Source organism: Noviherbaspirillum soli (assembly GCF_015352955.1).
Classification (GTDB): domain Bacteria; phylum Pseudomonadota; class Gammaproteobacteria; order Burkholderiales; family Burkholderiaceae_D; genus Noviherbaspirillum_A; species Noviherbaspirillum_A soli.
On the sequence record NZ_JACYOX010000037.1, the window covers coordinates 1 to 18525 of the forward strand.

Genomic DNA, 18525 nt, shown 5'->3' on the forward strand with positions numbered 1-18525 from the left:
TGGCAGGTTCCGAAGAACCGTCGCTCACTCAAAATACTGACAGACCGATTCTTGCGAATCGTTCTACTTCTTTGTTGTGAGCACTTGCTTAATAGTTGAGCATCCGGCGTTGCCGCCGGCGCACTTCATCAAGTGCCCACACTTATCGGTTGTTGGTTGTTAAAGAACCGGGCAATTCAGTCTGCTGCCAGCCGTCCCGGAGGACTTGCCGGCTGCTGCGAAGCGTTGTGTTCGTCAGCAGCAGAGAGGCGAGATTATGTGGCTTTTGCTGTTTGGCGTCAACAGTTTTTTTTCGCTTCGCTTCAAAAAAACCGGACCAGCATGCTGCCTTTTTCCGCCCCCGCCGCGCTGTGCTGCAGCGGGAGGCGAACTATATCAAAGGTTGCGAAAATTCGGCAAGCGCTTTTCGACAAAAGCTTTCATGCCCTCTTTCTGGTCTTCCGTGGCGAATGTGCTGTGGAACAGGCGACGCTCGTATTGCACGCCTTCGGCAAGGGTGGACTCGTAGGCGCGGTTGATGGATTCCTTGATCATCATCACAACCGGGAGGGACATCGAGGCGATGGTGCTGGCGGCGGCCAGCGCTTCGTCGAGAAGCTTGTCAGCGGCGACCACGCGCGATACCAGTCCTGCGCGCTCGGCTTCGGCCGCATCCATCATGCGGGCAGTCAGGCACATGTCCATGGCCTTGGCTTTCGACACGGCGCGCGGCAGACGCTGGGTGCCTCCGGCGCCGGGGATGGTACCCAGCTTGACTTCCGGCTGGCCGAATTTGGCCGTGTCGGCGGCGATGATGAAGTCGCACATCATCGCCAGTTCACATCCGCCGCCCAGCGCATAACCAGCCACTGCAGCAATGACAGGCTTGCGCACCCGGCGCACGGTCTCCCAGTTTCTAGTGATGTACTCGCCCTTGAAGACATCCATATAGGTATAGCCTGCCATGGCACCGATGTCGGCGCCGGCGGCAAATGCCTTTTCGCTGCCGGTGATGACGATGCATCCGATATTGTCGTCGCCGTCGAATGACGTCAAGGCATGCCCAAGCTCATCCATCAACTGGTCGTTCAGCGCGTTGAGCGCCTTGGGTCGATTCAGGCGAATCAGCCCGACCTTGCCCTGCGTTTCCACAATGATATTTTCATATTGCATGGAGACCTCCACTGAAATGTGCCCGGATGGCCGGCGCATTGTATCTGCTTGCAGGATTCACAAGGATGCCAGCCTGCGCCTGAAGCCATGCGCACTGGCATCCCGGCATTCAAACGGTGCCTGGCTTGGGCAACAGCACCCACAGCATGCCGCGTTGCTTCATTTTCCCGGCCTTCTCGCCCGCTTCGGCTCCAAAGCCCCAGAAATAGTCCGCCCTGACTGCATTCTTGATCGCACCGCCTGTGTCCTGCGCCAGCATCATGCGCTGCAGCGGGGCATTGCTGCCGGGTTGCGTGGTCGACAGAAATACCGGCGCGCCCAGCGGGATGAAATTCGGATCGACCGCGACGGAACGTTGCGGCGTCAGCGGCACACCCAACGCACCCTTTGGACCCTTGCGCGGATCGGTCAGTTTTTCTTCCTTGAAGAAGACATAGCCGGGATTGGCATTGAGCAGTTCCTGCTGGCGCTTGGGGTTGGCTGCCAGCCAGGCCTTGATGCCTTGGGCAGATGCCTGGTCCATGGTCAACTCGCCCTTGTCGACCAGATAACGGCCAATCGAGCGGTAAGGATGGCCATTCTGGTCCGCATAGGCGACGCGCACCACTTCCTTGGTATCGGCAAACTGGACACGCCCAGAGCCCTGCACCTGAAGAAAGAAGGCATCGATCGGATTGTCCACCCACACCAGCTCATTGCCGGTCATTGCCGCCGACTGCGTCAATTCCGCGCGCGCCGGATAAGGAACAACCTTGTTGCCAACCAGCTTGCCGCGCAGGCGCATGTTCTTCAATTCCGGATAAACGCTGCCAAGGTCGATCGTCAGCAGGTCTTCCGGCGCGCGGTGCAGCGGGGTCTGGTACGGTCCGCCGCGCTTGCGGGCGCCGTTGAGCAGGGGCTCGTAGTAGCCGGTGACGAGGCCATTGTCCGTGCCGTCGGGGTTGAAGACCTGGTGCGGCACGAAGAAGGCCTCGAAGAACGTGCGGATCGCGCCGGCATTATTGGCGTCGACGGTGCGCGCCACGGTGCAGGGCTCCTTCCAGGCGGCACGCTTGACCAGCACGTCGCAGGACGTCAGGAAGGCGGGCCATGCCTCGCGCACGTCGTCACGGTCCCAGCCGGGCATGGCGTTGAAGGCGACGGGACGCAATACCGGGCCGGCCACCGGTGCCGGGCCTGTCGCCGGCGCCGGGGACGGCGTCCGCGCAGTCTCAACGGGCTTGGGCGGCGTGGTGCTGCAGGCGGAAAGAAGTGCTGTGATGACGATGGGGAGTGCGAGTAAACTGAAGCGCTTGGATAACATTGGAAGTCAATGGCATGTGGTTACTGATAATAGAAGCCTGCGTCGCATTTTTCCTGCTGGTATTCATCGTCTGGTGGACGATGTTTGCGGGCCGCAAACCGGACCAGCAAGTACGCCGGCCGCCACCTGACGATGACAAACCGGCGTGAACTGCGCGGCGTCAGTGTAGCGTGCGCGGCAAGGACAGCACAAACTCGGCAATCGGGGCCTCAAACCGGGTGCCGTCCTCGGCAACACAGAAATAGCTGCCCGACATGGTGCCGTGCGGCGTCTTCAGCGAGGTGCCGCTGGTGTACTCGAACTGCTGTCCGGGCTGCAGCAGCGGCTGGTGGCCGACCACGCCGAGCCCCTTCACCTCTTCCACCTTGTCATTGGCGTCCTTGATGACCCAGTGGCGGGAAATCAGCTGCGCCGCAACCTGTCCGGTATTGCGGATCGTGATGGAATAGGCGAACACGAAACTGCCGTGTTCGGGGTCGGACTGTTTCTCCAGGTACTGGGTTCTGACCGAGACGGTGAATTCATAAGCTGCCATTTGATTCCTTTGCCGGATTGATTTCTGCGCGACGATGACGGTGCCGCGATGCCATTTTGCCAGCCGGACCCGGCCGTGCGCGCCAAGGTAGAATAACGGATTGTTCCAACTGACGAATTCCATGGCTACTTATCGCATCGCTCCCAGCATACTCTCCGCCGATTTTGCCCGTCTTGGCGAAGAGGTCCGCAACGTGGTCGCCGCCGGCGCCGACATCATCCACTTCGACGTGATGGACAACCACTACGTCCCCAACCTGACGATAGGCCCGCTGGTATGCGAGGCGATCCGGCCGCATGTGCAGGTGCCGATCGATGTGCATCTGATGGTCAAGCCGGTGGACCGCATCATTCCGGATTTTGCCAAGGCCGGCGCCAACATCATCACCTTTCATCCGGAAGCGTCCGAGCATATCGACCGCACGCTGCAACTGATACGCGACAACGGCTGCAAGGCCGGCCTGGTGTTCAACCCCGCCACGCCGCTGCATTATCTCGACCACGTGGTGGACAAGCTCGACATCATTCTGCTGATGTCGGTCAATCCCGGCTTTGGCGGCCAATCCTTCATTCCCGAAGCGCTGAAGAAGATCGCGGACGTGCGCCAGCGCATCGATGCATCCGGGCGCGACATCATGCTGGAAGTCGATGGCGGCATCAAGGTCGACAACATCGCCGCCGCGGCGAAGGCCGGCGCCGACACCTTTGTTGCCGGTTCGGCCATCTTCGGCAAGCCCGATTACAAGGCCGTGATCGACGCGATGCGCGGCCAGCTGGCTGGCCTATGAACGCGCCTGACAGCCTGTTCGCCGGCATCCGCGCAGCCATCATCGACCTCGACGGCACGATGATGGATACGGCGCCGGACTTCCTGGTGGCGGTCAATGCGATGCGCGCCGAACTGCGGCTTGCGCCGGTCGGCATTGAGGTGATCACCCGCTTCGTCGGCAAGGGCACCGAGAACCTGGTGCGCAGCATCCTCGGCCTGGACTATGCGCCAGACCAGGCAGCCGCGCGCTACGAGCAGGCGCTGGATGCCTACATGCGCTCCTACAGCGCCATCAATGGCCGGCACGCGACGGTCTATCCGGGCGTAGCCGACGGCTTGCGCGACATGCAGCGGCAGGGGCTGCGCCTGGCCTGCGTGACCAACAAGCCGGTTGGCTTTGCGCTGCCGCTATTGGAAACCGCCGGCCTGCTGGATGCGTTCGAAGTGGTGTACGGCGGCGACTCGCTACCGCGCAAGAAGCCCGATCCGATGCCGCTCTTGCAGGTCTGCGCCGATTTCAGCCTGGCGCCGCGGCATGTAGTGGCCATCGGCGACTCGTCCAACGATGCCCAGGCGGCGCGCGCGGCCAGCTGCAGGGTGCTGACCGTGCCTTATGGCTACAATCATGGCCAGCCTATACAAGACGTTGATTCGGATGGTATAGTCGACACGCTTTTGGATGCAGCCCGACTGATCTCAGCAGCAAATCCCAACCAACATGTCTCTCAATAAAAAACGCAGCTTATCTGCGCCGGCCGTTCCTGAGGCCTGGCCCTGGCGACGCTGGCAATCCTGGACCTGGTAGTCCCCGATTGGCTGTCGAGTGCGCTCGCATGCGCGCTCGATCACGTTTTTAACTCAATGACCGCGCACCCATCCCTTACGCGGTCGGGAGAGAATCATGACCGAACTCGAATTCAAGTCGCTGGCCGCGCAAGGCTACAACCGTATCCCGCTGATCGCTGAAGCCTTCGCCGATCTCGAAACCCCGCTGTCCCTTTATCTGAAGCTGGCGCAGCAGCAGAACGGCGGCAAGAACACCTTTCTGCTCGAATCCGTCGTTGGCGGCGAGCGCTTCGGCCGCTATTCCTTCATCGGGCTGCCCGCTTCCACCCTGCTGCGCAGCTATGGCCGCCGGACCGAAGTTGTCACGAATGGCGCGGTGGTGGAAAGCGTGGACGGCAATCCGCTCGATTTCATCGCCGACTACCAGTCGCGCTTCAAGGTCGCGGTGCTGCCCGGCATGCCGCGCTTCTGCGGCGGCCTGGCGGGCTATTTCGGTTACGACACGGTGCGGCATATCGAGAAGCGCCTGGCCGAGACGGCGCCGAAGGACGATCTCGGCCTGCCCGACATCCAGCTGCTGCTGACCGAGGAACTGGCCGTCATCGACAACCTGTCGGGCAAGCTCTACCTGATCGTCTATGCCGATCCGACCCAGGCCGAAGCCTTCCCGCGCGCCCGGCGCCGCCTGCACGACCTGCGCGCGATGCTGCGCCGCGCGGTCGATGCGCCGGTGACGTCGGCCTCGGTGCGGACCGAGGCGGTGCGCGACTTCGACAAGGCGGCCTATCTGGATGCGGTTGCCAGGGCCAAGGAATACATCATGGCGGGCGACCTGATGCAGGTGCAGATCGGCCAGCGCATCAAGAAGCCCTATGTCGATTCGCCGCTGTCGCTATACCGGGCGCTGCGCTCGCTCAATCCCTCGCCCTACATGTACTTCTACAACTTCGGCGACATGCATATCGTCGGGGCATCGCCGGAAATCCTGGTGCGCAATGAAGGCACGCCGGATGGCGGCAAGAAGGTGACGATACGCCCGCTGGCCGGCACCCGGCCGCGCGGCAATACGCCGGAGCGGGATGCGGCGCTGGCAACCGAGCTGCTGGCCGACCCGAAGGAAATCGCCGAGCATGTGATGCTGATCGACCTGGCGCGCAATGATATCGGCCGCATCGCTCAGACCGGCAGCGTCAAGGTCACCGACAAGTTCGTGATCGAAAAGTATTCCCATGTGCAGCACATCGTCTCCAATGTGGAAGGCGCATTGAAGCCTGGCATGTCCAATCTCGACGTGCTGCGCGCCACCTTCCCGGCCGGCACCCTGTCCGGCGCGCCCAAGGTGCGGGCGATGGAGATCATCGACGAACTGGAGCCGACCAAGCGCGGCATCTACGGCGGCGCCTGCGGCTATCTGTCCTTTGGCGGCGAGATGGACCTGGCGATTGCGATCCGCACCGGCGTGATCAAGGATGGCATGCTGTATGTGCAGGCGGCGGCCGGCATCGTGGCCGACTCGGTGCCCGAGATGGAATGGCAGGAAACGGAAAACAAGGCGCGCGCGGTGCTGCGTGCCGCCGAGCAGGTGCAAGACGGCCTGGATGGAGGAATCTGACATGCTGCTGATGATCGACAACTACGATTCGTTCACCTACAACCTGGTGCAATACTTCGGCGAGCTGGGCGAGGACGTGCGCACCGTGCGCAATGATGAAGTCACCCTGGAAGAGATTATTGCGATGCAGCCGGAACGCATCTGCATCTCGCCCGGCCCCTGCACGCCGCATGAGGCCGGCGTCTCGGTGCCGGTGCTGCAGGAACTGGCTGGCAAGCTGCCCATTCTCGGCGTGTGCCTTGGCCACCAGGCCATCGGCGCGGCCTTCGGTGGCAAGGTGGTGCGGGCAAAGCAGGTCATGCATGGCAAGACCGACCTGCTGCACCACACCGGCGTGGGCGTGTTCAAGGGCCTGCCTGATCCGTACACCATCACCCGCTACCACTCGCTGGCCATCGAGCGCGCATCGCTGCCGGATTGCCTGGAAGTGACGGCCTGGACCTCGGACGGCGAGATCATGGGCGTGCGCCACAAGGCATTCGACATCGAGGGCGTGCAGTTCCATCCCGAGTCCATCCTGACCGAGCATGGCCATGAACTGCTGCAGAACTTCCTGAAACGTTAAGCGAGACCATCATGCCGATCACACCACAGGAAGCGCTGCTGCGCTGCATTGAACACCGCGAAATCTTCCACGACGAAATGCTGTCGCTGTTTCGCAGCATCATGTCGGGCGAGATGTCGCCAGTGATGATTGCCGCCCTGACCATGGGCTTGCGGGTGAAAAAGGAAACCATCGGCGAGATCACGGCGGCGGCGCAAGTGATGCGCGAATTCGCCACCAAGGTGCCGCTGCAAGACACCAGCGGCTTGCTCGACATCGTCGGCACCGGCGGCGACGGCGCCAATACCTTCAACATTTCCACCGCCTCGATGTTCGTGGCCGCCGCCGCCGGCGCCAGGGTTGCCAAGCATGGCGGACGCAGCGTGTCGTCCTCGTCGGGCAGCGCCGACGCATTGGAAGCGCTGGGCGCCAACATCAACCTGCAGCCGCAGCAGGTGGCCGACTGCATCGCCGAAACCGGCATCGGCTTCATGTACGCGCCCAACCACCATGCGGCAATGAAGCATGCGGCGCCGGTGCGGCGTGAATTGGGCGTGCGCACCATCTTCAACATCCTCGGGCCGCTGACCAACCCGGCCGGCGCGCCCAACATCCTGATGGGCGTGTTCCATTCCGACCTCGTCGGCATTCAGGTGCGGGTGCTGCAGCGCCTGGGCGCGCAGCGCGCAATGGTGGTCTGGGGCCGCGACAACATGGATGAAGTCTCCCTAGGCGCGGCCACCATGGTGGGCGAACTGGTGGACGGCCAGATCCGTGAATATGAAATCCATCCTGAAGACTTCGGCCTGCAGATGATCGCCAGCCGCAACCTGAAGGTCGGGAATGCGGCGGAGTCCAGGGAAAAGATCCTGGAAGCGCTCGACAACGTGCCGGGCGCGCCGCGCGACATCGTGGCGCTCAATGCAGGCACCGCGTTGTATGCCAACGGCATGGCGGCCGACATCAGTGCCGGCATGGAGTTGGCCATCGACACCATGGCATCAGGCGCGGCGCGCGCGAAGATGGAGCAGTTCGTCGCCGCCACCCGGAGAATCGGCGGCGCCTGACACGACGCATCGCCCAGCACAGAGAAAGCAGCAACATCATGTCCGACATACTCAACAAGATCCTGGCAGTGAAAGCCGATGAAGTGGCCGCGGCAATGCAGCAACAGAGCCTGGCCAGCCTGCGCAGTGAAGTCGAGAACGACCAGCAGCTGCGCGACGGCCTGCGCGGCTTCGAGGGCAGCCTGCGCGGCAAGATCGCCGCCGGCCGCGCCGGCGTGATCGCCGAGGTGAAGAAGGCCTCGCCGTCCAAGGGCGTGCTGCGCGCCGACTTCGATCCAGCCGCGATCGCCGCAAGCTATGAGGAACATGGCGCGGCCTGCCTGTCTGTGCTGACCGATGTGCAGTTCTTCCAGGGCGCGCCAGAGTACTTGCAGCAGGCCCGCGCCGCCTGCGAACTACCGGTGCTGCGCAAGGATTTCATGATCGACCCTTACCAGGTGTACCAGGCCCGTTCCTGGGGTGCGGATGCGATATTGCTGATCGTGGCCGCGCTGGACCATGGCCTGATGGCGGAGCTGGAATCCTGCGCCCATGAGCTCGGCATGGACGTGCTGGTGGAAGTGCACGATGGCGCCGAACTCGACGCTGCGCTGCGCCTCAAAACCCGGCTGCTGGGCATCAACAACCGCAACCTGCGCACCTTCGAGACTTCGTTGCAGAACACGCTGGACCTGCTGCCGCGCATCCCGAAGGACAAGCTGGTGGTTACCGAATCGGGCATCCTGAATCGGGATGACGTCAGCCGGATGCGCGCGGCCGACGTGCATGCCTTCCTGGTTGGCGAAGCGTTCATGCGGGCAGCCGATCCCGGCGAAGAGCTGGAACGCCTGTTTGGTTGAGGCTGGATAAGGCCGCGGGCGGTCTGGGCCTGACGCGCACGGCAAGCCGGCGCGCCAGGCCCAGACCGCCGTCTCCCTACTCCGCCAGCCAGGCCGCCCGCATGCGGGTTGCGGCCGCAGGTTTGGTTTCTGCCGTCAGTGTGAGCTGCGGCGCCTCATCGGCCATCAGCCTCACCGAAAACACCATCAGCTCGTCGCGCCGGAAGGCATGCACCGTCACCGTGTCGCCGACGCCATAACGTGACATCAGCGCATCGAGATTGCTCGCGTTGACCCGCAAGCCATCGATCGCCACCAGCAAATCGAGCGCAGACAGGCCGGCCCGATGCGCTGCGCCGCCTTCATATACATTGGCCAGCTTGCACTCATTGCCTTCCTTGACCGTGCGCGCGCCCAGCGACGGCTTGCCGCCATTGCGCTTGTCGGCAAGCGTGACGCCGAAAGGCGCCAGCAGCTTGTCCAGCGCGACGTCGTCGGTGCCATGGATATGGCGGTCGAAGAAGCGTTTCAGGCTCACGCCGCTGACTTCCTCGAACAGCGCCAGCGCATCGCCCTCCTCCAGGCCTCGGCCGCCGTTTTCGCCATCGCTGTAAAAGTCCCTGCCGTAGCGCTCCCACAGGGCGCGCATCACGCCGTCCAGCGATTTCTTGCCATTGGTGGCAGCGCGTATCGTGAGGTCCAGGCCCAGGCCGACCAGCGAGCCCTTGGTGTAGTAGCTGACGATGGCGTTCGGCGCGTTTTCATCCTGGCGGTAATACTTGACCCAGGCATCGAAGCTCGATTCGGCCACGCTCTGGCGCGTGCGCCCGCTGCCGCGCAATACGCCGCTGGCGGTCTTGGCCAGCAGCTTGAAATAGTCCGCCTCGCCGATCAGCCCGGCGCGCACCAGCATCAGGTCGTCGTAGTAGCTGGTGAAGCCTTCGAACAGCCATAGCAGCGAGGTATAGCCTTCGCTCTGCAGATCGTACGGCGCGAAGGCGGCCGGCTTGATGCGCTTGACGTTCCAGGTGTGGAAGTACTCGTGGCTGCACAGCCCCAGATAGGTGCGGTAGCCGTCGGTCATCTCCTTCTTGCCCTGCACCGGCAGGTCGGCGCGCGAGCAGATCAGGGCGGTCGATGCCCGATGCTCCAGGCCGCCGTAACCGTCGCCGACTGCCAGGGTCATGAAGACATAGCGCCGCATCGGCGCACGCCGGTTTCCGGGCTCGAACAGCCGGATCTGCGCTTCACAGACCTTCTTCAGGTCTGCGCACAGCCGGGTCAGGTCCAGGTTCGGCACCTGGCCGGTGATGACCACGTCATGCGGCACGCCATGCGCCCTGAAGGTCGCCAGCGCAAACGTGCCCAGCTCCACGGGATGGTCGATCAGCTCGTCATAATTGGCAGCCTGGTACAGGCCGAAACCATAGCGCTCGGCATCGAACTCCGGCAAGGCGGTGGCGACGCGCCAGTCGGCAAACGCCGCGCCCTCTGGACGACGGATGTCAACTTCATGCGGCGCCTGCTCCTGCCCGATCACCTGCAGGAAAACGCTGGTGCCGTTGAAGAAGGCATGGGTCTGGTCGAGGTGGGCGGTACGCACCGACAGGTCCCATGCATAGACTTCATAGGTCAGCACCAGCGGGCCGTCACAGCGGCCGGCCTGCCAGCTATGCTTGTCGGTCTTTTTCAGCGCGACCTTCCTGCCATTGGCCCTGGCTGCGATGCGCACGATATTGCGCGCGAATTCACGGATCATGTAGCTGCCCGGGATCCAGGCCGGCAGCATGAAGCGCTGGCCGGCCGGGTCGGGCGTGTCGACCGTGAGCACCACTTCGAACAGGTGAGCGGCCGGGTCCTTGGGAAGGATGCTGTAGCGTACGGGCTGGATCATGCGCGGCGGCCCTCAGGCATTGACGTTGACGACGAGACGGCCGCGCACCTTGCCGGCCAGGATCTCGGGCGCGCGGGCCAGCGCGTCGCCCAGCGTGATCTCGCTGGTGATGGCGTCGAGCTTGGCGGGATCGAGATCGCTTGCCAGTCGCTGCCAGGCAGCGATGCGCTTGGCGGCGGGGGCCATCACGCTGTCGATGCCGATCAGCCGCACGCCGCGCAGAATGAATGGCGCCACCGACGCCGGGAAGTCCAGTCCCTGGGCCAGGCCGCAGGCTGTGGCGACGCCGCCATAACGCACCTGCGCGATTGCATTGACCAGGGTATGCGAGCCAACCGAATCGACCACGCCGGCCCAGCGTTCCTTCTGCAGCGGCTTGCCGGGCGCGGACAGCGTGGCCCGGTCGATGACTTCCGCCGCGCCCAGCGCTTTCAGGTAATCGGCTTCATCGAGCTTGCCGGTGGACGCCACCACCTGGTAGCCCCAGCCCGACAGGATGGCAATGGCCACGCTGCCCACGCCGCCCGATGCGCCGGTCACCAGGATTTCGCCATCGCCTGGTTCCACGCCCTGCTCCCGCAGGGCCAGCGCCGACAGCATCGCAGTGTAGCCGGCGGTGCCGATCGCCATCGCGGTGCGCGACGACATGCCCTGCGGCCGGCGGATCAGCCAGTCGCCCTTCAGGCGGGCGCGCTGGGCCAGGCAGCCCATATGGGTTTCACCGACACCCCAGCCGTTGAGGATGAAGGCATCGCCCGGCTTCCAGTCCGGATGGCTCGATTCCAGCACCTGGCCGGCGCCGTCGATGCCGGGCACCATCGGCCACTTCCTGACTACCGGCGCCTTGCCGGTGATGGCCAGGCCATCCTTGTAATTGATGGTGGAATAATCGATGGCGACGGTGACGTCGCCGTCCGCCGGCAACTGGGCGTCATCGAGCTGAGTCAGTTGGGCGGCGGTGCTGCCGTCTTCTTTCCTGTTGAGCAGGATTGCATTGAACATGTCTTGTCTCCGTGTCGGGAGCAACGATTATAGTGCGCGGCCGCAGATGGCGTGCGGCATGGGAACGCTACAATCGCCCCATTTGAACCATGGAAGGAGGATGCGATGAGCTCCAATGCCAAGGCCGCTCAGGACATGATCTCGGCGCGCGAAGCGCTGCAGCGCCTGAAGGAAGGCAATCGCCGCTTTGTCGCCGACGAACGCGGCAACGACAGTTATTCGACCCAGGCCCACCGTGCCGATCTGGTGGCGGGCCAGGCGCCGTTCGCCGTGATACTCGGCTGTTCGGACTCAAGAGTGCCGGTGGAAATCATTTTCGATCAGGGACTCGGCGACCTGTTCGTGATACGGGTGGCGGGCAATATCGTTGCGCCATCGCAGGTCAGCAGCGTCGAATTCGCGGCCGAGCGTTTCGGCACGCGGCTGGTGGTCGTGCTGGGCCACAGCCGCTGCGGCGCGATCCAGGCCACGCTGGACACCTTGCGGCTGCCGCCGCAGCAGCGCTCGCGCGACCCGCATTCCATCGTCGACCGGGTGCGGCCCAGCATCGAAGGCCTGCTGGAGACCGAGCTGCGGTATGACCATGACGCACTGGTGCACCACGCCGTGCGCGCCAACATCCGCGCTTCCGCCAATCATCTGCGGCACGGCTCGCAGGTCATCGAGCAACTGGTGCAGAGCAACGGGCTGATGGTGGTGGGGGCCGAGTATTCGCTGGAAACCGGCATGGTCGACTTCTTCGATCATGCCGACCAGGACGATCAGGACGACCGGCAAAGCTGAAACCGCGCCGCCCTCGCCTTATTTGACGGAGGCCAGCTTGGCTTCCAGTCCCTTGGCGTCGATTGCGCCGGGAATGCGGGAGCCGTCGGTAAAGAAAATGGTGGGCGTGCCGGTCACGCGCAGCTTTTGTCCCAGCGCCTTGATCTTGTCATTCGGCGTGTTGCAGGATTCGGGCGCCGTGGCTGCCGCCTTGCCGTTGAGCATCCATTCATCCCAGGCCTTGTTGCGGTCGGCCGAGCACCAGACATTCTTGGACTTCACCGCCGAATCAGGCGACAGGATGTTGTAGAGGAAGGTATAGACCGTGACATTGTCGACGTCCTGCAGCGTCTGGCGGAAGCGCTTGCAGTAGCCGCAATTGGGATCTTCGAATACCGCGATCACCCGCTTGCCATTGCCCTTGACCGTCTTCAGCGCCGATTCCAGCGGCAGGTCGGAAAACTTGATCTTGCTGATCTCGTCGACCCTGGCCTTGGTGTAATCCTCGGTGGTATTGGCATCCAGGATACGGCCCACGAACAGGTACTTGGCCTGCGCATCGGTATAGAAGATGTCGCTGCCGACCCTGACTTCATACAGACCGCTGTAGGGTGTCTTGGTCACCGAATCGATGACGGCGCCCTCGCCCAGCTTGGGCTGGATCTGCTTCTTGATTGTCGCTTCCTGCGAGCTTTCCGCATGAGCGCAGGCGAAGGCCAGCATCAGGCCTGCAACCACGGACAACTTCAACGATTTCATCATTTCATCAACCTTTTTTTACGGAAGGCGCCAGCGGCTTGCCCATTGCATGGGACATCAGGCGTCGTTTTAGGACAGGGAGTTGGTCCAGCAGGTTCAACCCGACATTGCGCAGCACCCGTATCGGCTCGAAGTCGGTGGCAAACAGCCGCTCGAGGCCGTCGGTGGCGATCTGCATCAGCAGGATGTCCTCCTTGCGTTCGCGGGCGTAACGACGCAGCACGCGGCCATCACCACAATCGCGTTCGCCGCGCTCGGCCAGCACCTGCAGCAAAGTAGTCACGTCGGCAAAGCCCAGGTTCATGCCATGCCCAGCGAGGGGATGCACCACATGGGCCGCATCGCCCACCAGGGCCATGCGCTGGGCAATGATCTGATGCGGGCGCATCAGCGCAAGCGGGAATGCCCTGACGTTTTCGGGCTGCAGCGGCGCAAGCTTGCCAAAGGGCTGCCTGGGCAGGCCTGTCAGCCGGGCCGCCAGCTGGGACAAGGGTTCCTGCAACAGCGTGTCGGCCAGCGCGTCAGGCGCGGACCAGACCAGCGACACCTGGTTTCCCGGCAGTGGCAGGAGCGCAATGATGCCTTCCTCAGAGGTGAACCACTGATGCGCGGCGCCATGGTGCGGCAGCGCCGTGCTGAAATTGGCCACCACCGCGCGCTGGCCATACGGCCGGTAATCCAGGCCGATATCGCATTGCGCGCGCACCCACGACTGCGCGCCATCGGCGCCCACCACCAGCGCCGTGCGCAATGCCGTGCCATTGTCCAGATGGATGACGGCTTCCTCGGCCTGTTGCTCCAGTCGCAGTGCCCGCGCCGCCACCCGGTTCAGATTGGGCGCGAAGCGCAGCGCGGCGTCGAGCGCGGCATTGAGGTTGCTGTCCTCGACGATCCAGGCCAGCACGCCGGCCCGCGCGCCATAGGCATCGAACGAAAGCCGTCCGCCCGCCTGCGGACTGTCGCCATTGACCACCATCGCATCCACTGGCGCGATGCGCCCGGCATCCAGCGCATCCCATACCCGCAGCGAGGACAGCAGCGCATGCGCGACCTGGTTGAGCGCATAGACACGCACGTCCCAACTGCCGATTGGCGCAGCCGGCTGGCTTGCGGGCGGCGTCAGCAGGGTCACCGGAAACCCGGCCTGCGCCAGTCCCAGCGCGGCCACCTTGCCTATGATGCCGTTGCCAACAACGCAGATCGTGCTTGCGGTATTCATGGATGCGGATTTTCAAAGGAGTGGAAAAGAGTGCAGCCATTATAGCGGGTGCGATTGGCGAATATTGCCGGCAGCTCTTGCATATCGCGCGAAGTTTGTTATACTGCACCGCCTTGGCCTGGTAGCTCAGTCGGTAGAGCAGAGGATTGAAAATCCTTGTGTCGGTGGTTCGATTCCGCCCCGGGCCACCAAGAATGAAGGGCTCAGTTTCGACTGAGCCCTTTTGCGTTTCCGGATGCAGTCGTGCTCATTGAACCACTCAGGCTTTTCATGGCGGCTTCATCAGGTTTCTGCGCCGGTCCATCTTCAGGCTTACTCCCGCTTCACCTTAGCTGCCGAATTGGACGGATTGTTCAATTGGCCACCCGGAAGGAAATGAACGCCGTCCTTTCCTGGTCACTCTCAAGCAGTTGGGTATCGCTGCCAACCGCTTATTCTCGATGCATTACCAGGCCGGCACAGCGGCGGTAATAACGGCCACATTATTTTGGAAATCTCCCATGGAAATCAAAGTCAACTTTCTCGACAAGCTTCGTCTTGAAGCCAAGTTCGATGACTTCACGGTGGTGGCCGACCAGCCCATCCGCTACAAGGGCGACGGCTCCGCGCCCGGCCCCTTCGACTACTTCCTGGCCTCATCGGCCTTGTGCGCGGCCTACTTCGTCAAGCTGTACTGCAACACGCGCAACATCCCGACCGAGAATATCCGGCTGTCGCAGAATAATATTGTCGACCCGGAAAACCGTTACCAGCAAACTTTCAAGATCCAGGTCGAGCTTCCCGCCGATATCTCCGACTATGACCGCCAGGGCATCCTGCGTTCCATCGAGCGTTGCACGGTGAAGAAAGTGGTCCAGGCCGGACCCGAGTTCGTGATCGAAGAAGTGGAAAATCTGGATGCCGATGCCCAGTCCCTGCTGACGCTGAAGCCTGCCCCTGATGCCAGCACCTACATCACCGGCAAGGATCTGCCGCTGGAGCAGACCATTTCCAATATGTCGGGCGTCCTGGCGGACCTGGGCATCAAGATTGAAATCGCCTCGTGGCGCAATATCATCCCCAATGTATGGTCGCTGCATATCCGCGATGCGCATTCCCCGATGTGTTTCACCAATGGCAAGGGAGCGACCAAGGAAAGCGCACTGGCGTCGGCCTTGGGCGAATATATCGAGCGCCTGAATGCCAACCATTTCTACGCCGGCAGCTTCTGGGGCGAAGACATCGCCAATGCGCCGTTCGTCCATTATCCCAACGAGCGCTGGTTCAAGCCGGGGCCTGGCGATGCGCTGCCGGCTGACATTCTCGATCCATACTGCCTGTCCATTTACGACCCCGATGGCGAACTGCGCGGCTCTCACCTGTACGACACCAACTCGGGCAATGTCGAGCGCGGCATCTGCTCCTTGCCGTTTGCGCGCCAGTCAGACGGCGAAGTGGTGTATTTCCCGTCCAACCTGGTGGAAAACCTTTTCGTCAGCAATGGCATGAGCGCCGGCAATACGCTGGCTGAAGCGCAGGTGCAATGCCTGTCCGAGATTTTCGAGCGGGCAGTGAAGCGCGAAATCCTGGCGGGCGAAATGACGCTGCCGGATGTGCCCCAGGAAGTGCTGGCGAAATATCCCGGCATTCTGGCCGGCATCCAGGGACTGGAAGCGCAAGGCTTTCCGGTGCTGGTGAAGGATGCATCGCTGGGCGGCCTCTACCCCGTCATGTGCGTCACGTTGATGAACCCGCGCACCGGCGGCGTCTTTGCTTCCTTCGGCGCGCATCCAAGCTTCGAGGTGGCGCTGGAACGGAGCCTGACCGAACTGCTGCAGGGTCGCAGCTTCGAAGGCCTGAACGACCTGCCTCAGCCAAGCTTTGTCAGCAATGCCGTGACCGAGCCAAACAACTTCGTTGAACACTTCATTGATTCCAGCGGCGTGGTGTCCTGGCGCTTTTTCAGCGCCAAAGCCCATTTCGATTTTGTCGAATGGGATTTTTCGGGCCAGGGCAAGAACGCCAATGCCGAGGAAGCCGCCACCCTGCTCGGCATTCTTGAGGACATGGGCAAGGAAGTCTACATGGCTGTCTATGACCAGTTGGGCGCGATCGCCTGCCGGATTCTGGTGCCCGGCTACTCGGAAATCTATCCTGTCGAAGATCTGATCTGGGACAACACCAACAAGGCGCTGTCGTTCCGCGCGGACATCCTGAACTTGCATCGCCTGGATGATGCAAGCCTGGAAGCGCTGCTGGAGCGCCTGGATAACAGCGAACTCGATGAGTACTCCGATATCGCCACGTTAATCGGCGTCGAGTTTGACGAGAATACGGACTGGGGGCAGCTAACCGTGCTCGAACTCAAGCTGCTCATCCACCTCGCCCTGCAGGATTTCGAAGCGGCGCACGAACTGGTGGGCGCTTTCCTGCAGTACAACGACAACACAGTCGAGCGCGGATTGTTTTACCAGGCCTTGAACGTAGTGCTGGAGGTGGTACTCGATGAGGACATGGAACTCGACGATTACGTCGTCAATTTCCGCCGGATGTTCGGCAATCCACGGATGGACGCAGTGCTGGGTTCACTGGACGGCAGCGTGCGCTTCTTCGGCCTGACGCCAACCAGCATGCAACTGGAAGGCCTGGACAGGCATCATCGCCTGATCGACAGCTACAGGAAAATCCATGCGGCGCGAGGCCATGCAGTGGCTACGGCGCGCTAGCGTGAAACGCAGGGCGCTAGCCGACCATTGAAAACGGGCACCGCTGACTTCCAGTCAAGGTGCCCCGATGCTGGCTTACGCCGAGAAGGACGAACCGCAGCCGCAGGTCGTGGTGGCATTCGGATTCTTGATCACGAACTGGGCACCTTCCAGGTCGTCCTTGTAGTCGATCTCCGCGCCCACCAGATACTGATAGCTCATCGAGTCGATCAGCAACTGCACGCCGTTCTTGGACATGGTGGTGTCGTCTTCGTTGACGATTTCATCGAAGGTGAAACCGTACTGGAAACCGGAGCAGCCGCCACCCTGAACGAATACGCGCAGCTTCAGGTCGGGATTTCCTTCTTCTTCAATCAACTGGGCAACCTTGGAGGCTGCACTGTCGGTAAAAACAATCGGTGCTGGCATTTCTGCAATGGCGTTCATTTTGACTCCTGCTTATTAAAGCGAATAATGTTCGATTATAGAACTAATAGCGCACTCACACATTGGATGCCAGTTTTGGCGATGCCAGCTTGAGCACCTGCTCGCTGTCCTGCGGGTGACTGAGCTTGCCTGAAACCAACGCCCCGCCATGCATTTCCAGCGCCTTGTAATGTACATCCCCGGTTATGCGGGCCTTGGGCTGCAATTCAAGGAGCTCGGAACAAAAAACCGGGCCAGTGATCACCCCGTCCACAACGATATGTTCCGCCCTGACCTCGCCTTCCACGCTGGCCTGCTCTGAAATAACCAGCATGCTGCCATCGATCGGATCTGCAATCAGGCTGCCCTTTACATGCCCGTCCACCCGCAAGCCGCCACGGAAACGAATGTTTCCCTCAATTGTCGTCGACATGCCGATCAGGCTGTCTATCGTGTTCTTTGCCTTTTGCCCGAACATTAAGCCTCTCCTTCATCGTTCCAAATTGGCCGACTGCTGCGCACGCACCTTGCCATTTTCCAGCACGCGGGCCTGCACATTCCTGACCTGCATGCCTTCTGGCAGGGGAAGTATGCCTTCGATGCGCTGGTAGCGCTGGAATTCCAGCTGAAACGGCTCGGTTTTCTCATCTTTACCAGGAAAATTCAGCGTTGAAGCCTTGCCGGCCTGGGTAACAGTCAGCGACAGTGCAAGACTACCCTTGAAATCCTGCGGATTATTGCCGCGTCGCATCACAAGCAAGCGATACCGCAACTGGTTGGGCGGGACTAATTCCATCTTCAGTCGGCGGATCGAGATGCCTTCCGACACTGGCCCGGCTGGCACCAGGCTGTCAAAAAAAGCCAGATCTTCCTGCAGACGCGCATTTTCGGCAGTCAGTGACTGGACCTGTGAGGCAAGCTGCGTATGCGCCGCCCTTTCCATCGCAAGCTGATTTTCCAGCGTGCCAAGCGCACCGCTTGCCTGGTCCCGCTCGGCAAGCGCCCTGGCCGCCTGTGTCTTGAGCAACTGCGCCTGCTCGGCGCTGATGCCGGCACCGAGCACATTCATGCCACGGCCAAGCTCATAGGTCCACAGTGCCAGAGCGCCGATGATGAAAAACAGCAGCGCCATGCGCGACAGGCGCACCCGCCAGGAGACTTCCTTGCTGACGGTGAGCTTGGGCGCCGCCAGAG

Annotated in this window: 18 protein-coding genes and 1 tRNA gene; 9 read left to right on the forward strand and 10 right to left on the reverse strand. The window is 62.0% G+C overall.

Translation table 11 applies throughout. From position 1 onward, the window contains the following. Positions 1–375: 375 nt before the first annotated feature. The 3 genes from IGW04_RS20840 to apaG all read right to left on the reverse strand — a co-directional run bounded on the left by IGW04_RS20840 (position 376) and on the right by apaG (position 2990). Positions 376–1152: an enoyl-CoA hydratase gene (locus tag IGW04_RS20840; protein WP_194715030.1), complete on the reverse strand. Its 777-nt coding sequence runs from the start codon at positions 1150–1152 to the stop codon at positions 376–378. 109 nt (positions 1153–1261) lie between these two features. Next, positions 1262–2455 (reverse strand): murein transglycosylase A, encoded by a 1194-nt coding sequence (gene mltA / locus IGW04_RS20845; RefSeq protein WP_194715031.1) that lies wholly within the window; start codon positions 2453–2455, stop codon positions 1262–1264. 160 nt (positions 2456–2615) lie between these two features. Further along, complete coding sequence (gene apaG / locus IGW04_RS20850) at positions 2616–2990, reverse strand: Co2+/Mg2+ efflux protein ApaG (protein WP_194715032.1); 375 nt, start codon at positions 2988–2990, stop codon at positions 2616–2618. 121 nt (positions 2991–3111) lie between these two features. Here apaG and rpe point away from each other — a divergent pair, with 121 nt between their 5' ends. The 6 genes from rpe to trpC all read left to right on the forward strand — a co-directional run bounded on the left by rpe (position 3112) and on the right by trpC (position 8606). Continuing rightward, positions 3112–3777 carry a ribulose-phosphate 3-epimerase gene (rpe, locus tag IGW04_RS20855; RefSeq protein WP_194715033.1) on the forward strand — a complete coding sequence of 222 codons (666 nt, stop codon included), beginning with the start codon at positions 3112–3114 and terminating at the stop codon, positions 3775–3777. Then, positions 3774–4490: a phosphoglycolate phosphatase gene (locus IGW04_RS20860; protein WP_194715034.1), complete on the forward strand. Its 717-nt coding sequence runs from the start codon at positions 3774–3776 to the stop codon at positions 4488–4490. The genes rpe and IGW04_RS20860 overlap by 4 nt, the downstream gene beginning before the upstream one ends. Before the next feature lie 169 nt (positions 4491–4659). Beyond that, positions 4660–6156 carry an anthranilate synthase component I gene (gene trpE, locus IGW04_RS20865; RefSeq protein WP_194715035.1) on the forward strand — a complete coding sequence of 499 codons (1497 nt, stop codon included), beginning with the start codon at positions 4660–4662 and terminating at the stop codon, positions 6154–6156. Between the two features lies 1 nt (position 6157). Continuing rightward, positions 6158–6721 (forward strand): aminodeoxychorismate/anthranilate synthase component II, encoded by a 564-nt coding sequence (locus IGW04_RS20870; protein WP_194715036.1) that lies wholly within the window; start codon positions 6158–6160, stop codon positions 6719–6721. Positions 6722–6732: 11 nt separating this feature from the next. After that, a complete protein-coding gene (trpD, locus tag IGW04_RS20875; RefSeq protein WP_194715037.1) occupies positions 6733–7767 on the forward strand; it encodes an anthranilate phosphoribosyltransferase in 1035 nt (344 codons plus the stop codon). Positions 7768–7805: 38 nt separating this feature from the next. Beyond that, positions 7806–8606, forward strand: a complete 801-nt coding sequence (gene trpC / locus IGW04_RS20880; RefSeq protein WP_194715038.1) for an indole-3-glycerol phosphate synthase TrpC — start codon at positions 7806–7808, stop codon at positions 8604–8606. Positions 8607–8682: 76 nt separating this feature from the next. Here the strand turns inward: trpC and IGW04_RS20885 are convergent, their stop codons facing one another. Both IGW04_RS20885 and acuI read right to left on the reverse strand, forming a co-directional pair. Continuing rightward, positions 8683–10479, reverse strand: coding sequence for a M61 family metallopeptidase (locus IGW04_RS20885; RefSeq protein WP_194715039.1), 1797 nt, complete (start codon positions 10477–10479; stop codon positions 8683–8685). A gap of 12 nt (positions 10480–10491) precedes the next feature. Then, complete coding sequence (gene acuI / locus IGW04_RS20890) at positions 10492–11481, reverse strand: acrylyl-CoA reductase (NADPH) (RefSeq protein WP_194715040.1); 990 nt, start codon at positions 11479–11481, stop codon at positions 10492–10494. Between the two features lie 105 nt (positions 11482–11586). Here acuI and IGW04_RS20895 point away from each other — a divergent pair, with 105 nt between their 5' ends. Further along, the gene (locus tag IGW04_RS20895) at positions 11587–12264 is read left to right on the forward strand and encodes a carbonic anhydrase (RefSeq protein ID WP_228527285.1); all 678 of its coding nucleotides are present in this window, start codon (positions 11587–11589) and stop codon (positions 12262–12264) included. Between the two features lie 18 nt (positions 12265–12282). Here IGW04_RS20895 and IGW04_RS20900 read toward each other — a convergent pair whose 3' ends face one another. Together IGW04_RS20900 and IGW04_RS20905 are read right to left on the reverse strand one after the other, a co-directional pair. After that, positions 12283–13002, reverse strand: a complete 720-nt coding sequence (locus tag IGW04_RS20900) for a DsbC family protein (protein WP_407672157.1) — start codon at positions 13000–13002, stop codon at positions 12283–12285. Positions 13003–13009: 7 nt separating this feature from the next. Beyond that, positions 13010–14221 carry an FAD-dependent monooxygenase gene (locus IGW04_RS20905; RefSeq protein ID WP_194715042.1) on the reverse strand — a complete coding sequence of 404 codons (1212 nt, stop codon included), beginning with the start codon at positions 14219–14221 and terminating at the stop codon, positions 13010–13012. A 115-nt stretch (positions 14222–14336) separates the two neighbouring features. Here IGW04_RS20905 and IGW04_RS20910 point away from each other — a divergent pair. Next, a tRNA-Phe gene (locus IGW04_RS20910) sits at positions 14337–14412 on the forward strand. Between the two features lie 309 nt (positions 14413–14721). Continuing rightward, positions 14722–16926: an OsmC domain/YcaO domain-containing protein gene (locus tag IGW04_RS20915; protein WP_194715043.1), complete on the forward strand. Its 2205-nt coding sequence runs from the start codon at positions 14722–14724 to the stop codon at positions 16924–16926. Between the two features lie 75 nt (positions 16927–17001). On the opposite strand, the gene erpA is transcribed toward IGW04_RS20915, so the two are convergent. From erpA to IGW04_RS20930, 3 genes are read right to left on the reverse strand one after another with little or no spacing between them, the layout of a single operon-like run. Continuing rightward, positions 17002–17352 (reverse strand): iron-sulfur cluster insertion protein ErpA, encoded by a 351-nt coding sequence (erpA, locus tag IGW04_RS20920; RefSeq protein WP_194715044.1) that lies wholly within the window; start codon positions 17350–17352, stop codon positions 17002–17004. A gap of 55 nt (positions 17353–17407) precedes the next feature. Beyond that, positions 17408–17809: a bactofilin family protein gene (locus IGW04_RS20925; RefSeq protein ID WP_194715045.1), complete on the reverse strand. Its 402-nt coding sequence runs from the start codon at positions 17807–17809 to the stop codon at positions 17408–17410. A gap of 12 nt (positions 17810–17821) precedes the next feature. Further along, positions 17822–18463 (reverse strand): DUF6776 family protein, encoded by a 642-nt coding sequence (locus tag IGW04_RS20930; protein ID WP_194715046.1) that lies wholly within the window; start codon positions 18461–18463, stop codon positions 17822–17824. Between the last annotated feature and the right edge of the window lie 62 nt (positions 18464–18525).

Bases quoted from the DNA above. Each gene is read 5' to 3' on its own strand.
- IGW04_RS20840 (WP_194715030.1), bottom strand. From the start codon at position 1,152: ATGCAATATGAAAATATCATTGTGGAAACGCAGGGCAAGGTCGGGCTG.
- mltA (WP_194715031.1), bottom strand. From the start codon at position 2,455: ATGTTATCCAAGCGCTTCAGTTTACTCGCACTCCCCATCGTCATCACA.
- apaG (WP_194715032.1), bottom strand. From the start codon at position 2,990: ATGGCAGCTTATGAATTCACCGTCTCGGTCAGAACCCAGTACCTGGAG.
- rpe (WP_194715033.1), top strand. From the start codon at position 3,112: ATGGCTACTTATCGCATCGCTCCCAGCATACTCTCCGCCGATTTTGCC.
- IGW04_RS20860 (WP_194715034.1), top strand. From the start codon at position 3,774: ATGAACGCGCCTGACAGCCTGTTCGCCGGCATCCGCGCAGCCATCATC.
- trpE (WP_194715035.1), top strand. From the start codon at position 4,660: ATGACCGAACTCGAATTCAAGTCGCTGGCCGCGCAAGGCTACAACCGT.
- IGW04_RS20870 (WP_194715036.1), top strand. From the start codon at position 6,158: ATGCTGCTGATGATCGACAACTACGATTCGTTCACCTACAACCTGGTG.
- trpD (WP_194715037.1), top strand. From the start codon at position 6,733: ATGCCGATCACACCACAGGAAGCGCTGCTGCGCTGCATTGAACACCGC.
- trpC (WP_194715038.1), top strand. From the start codon at position 7,806: ATGTCCGACATACTCAACAAGATCCTGGCAGTGAAAGCCGATGAAGTG.
- IGW04_RS20885 (WP_194715039.1), bottom strand. From the start codon at position 10,479: ATGATCCAGCCCGTACGCTACAGCATCCTTCCCAAGGACCCGGCCGCT.
- acuI (WP_194715040.1), bottom strand. From the start codon at position 11,481: ATGTTCAATGCAATCCTGCTCAACAGGAAAGAAGACGGCAGCACCGCC.
- IGW04_RS20895 (WP_228527285.1), top strand. From the start codon at position 11,587: ATGAGCTCCAATGCCAAGGCCGCTCAGGACATGATCTCGGCGCGCGAA.
- IGW04_RS20900 (WP_407672157.1), bottom strand. From the start codon at position 13,002: ATGAAATCGTTGAAGTTGTCCGTGGTTGCAGGCCTGATGCTGGCCTTC.
- IGW04_RS20905 (WP_194715042.1), bottom strand. From the start codon at position 14,221: ATGAATACCGCAAGCACGATCTGCGTTGTTGGCAACGGCATCATAGGC.
- IGW04_RS20915 (WP_194715043.1), top strand. From the start codon at position 14,722: ATGGAAATCAAAGTCAACTTTCTCGACAAGCTTCGTCTTGAAGCCAAG.
- erpA (WP_194715044.1), bottom strand. From the start codon at position 17,352: ATGAACGCCATTGCAGAAATGCCAGCACCGATTGTTTTTACCGACAGT.
- IGW04_RS20925 (WP_194715045.1), bottom strand. From the start codon at position 17,809: ATGTTCGGGCAAAAGGCAAAGAACACGATAGACAGCCTGATCGGCATG.
- IGW04_RS20930 (WP_194715046.1), bottom strand. From the start codon at position 18,463: ATGGCGCTGCTGTTTTTCATCATCGGCGCTCTGGCACTGTGGACCTAT.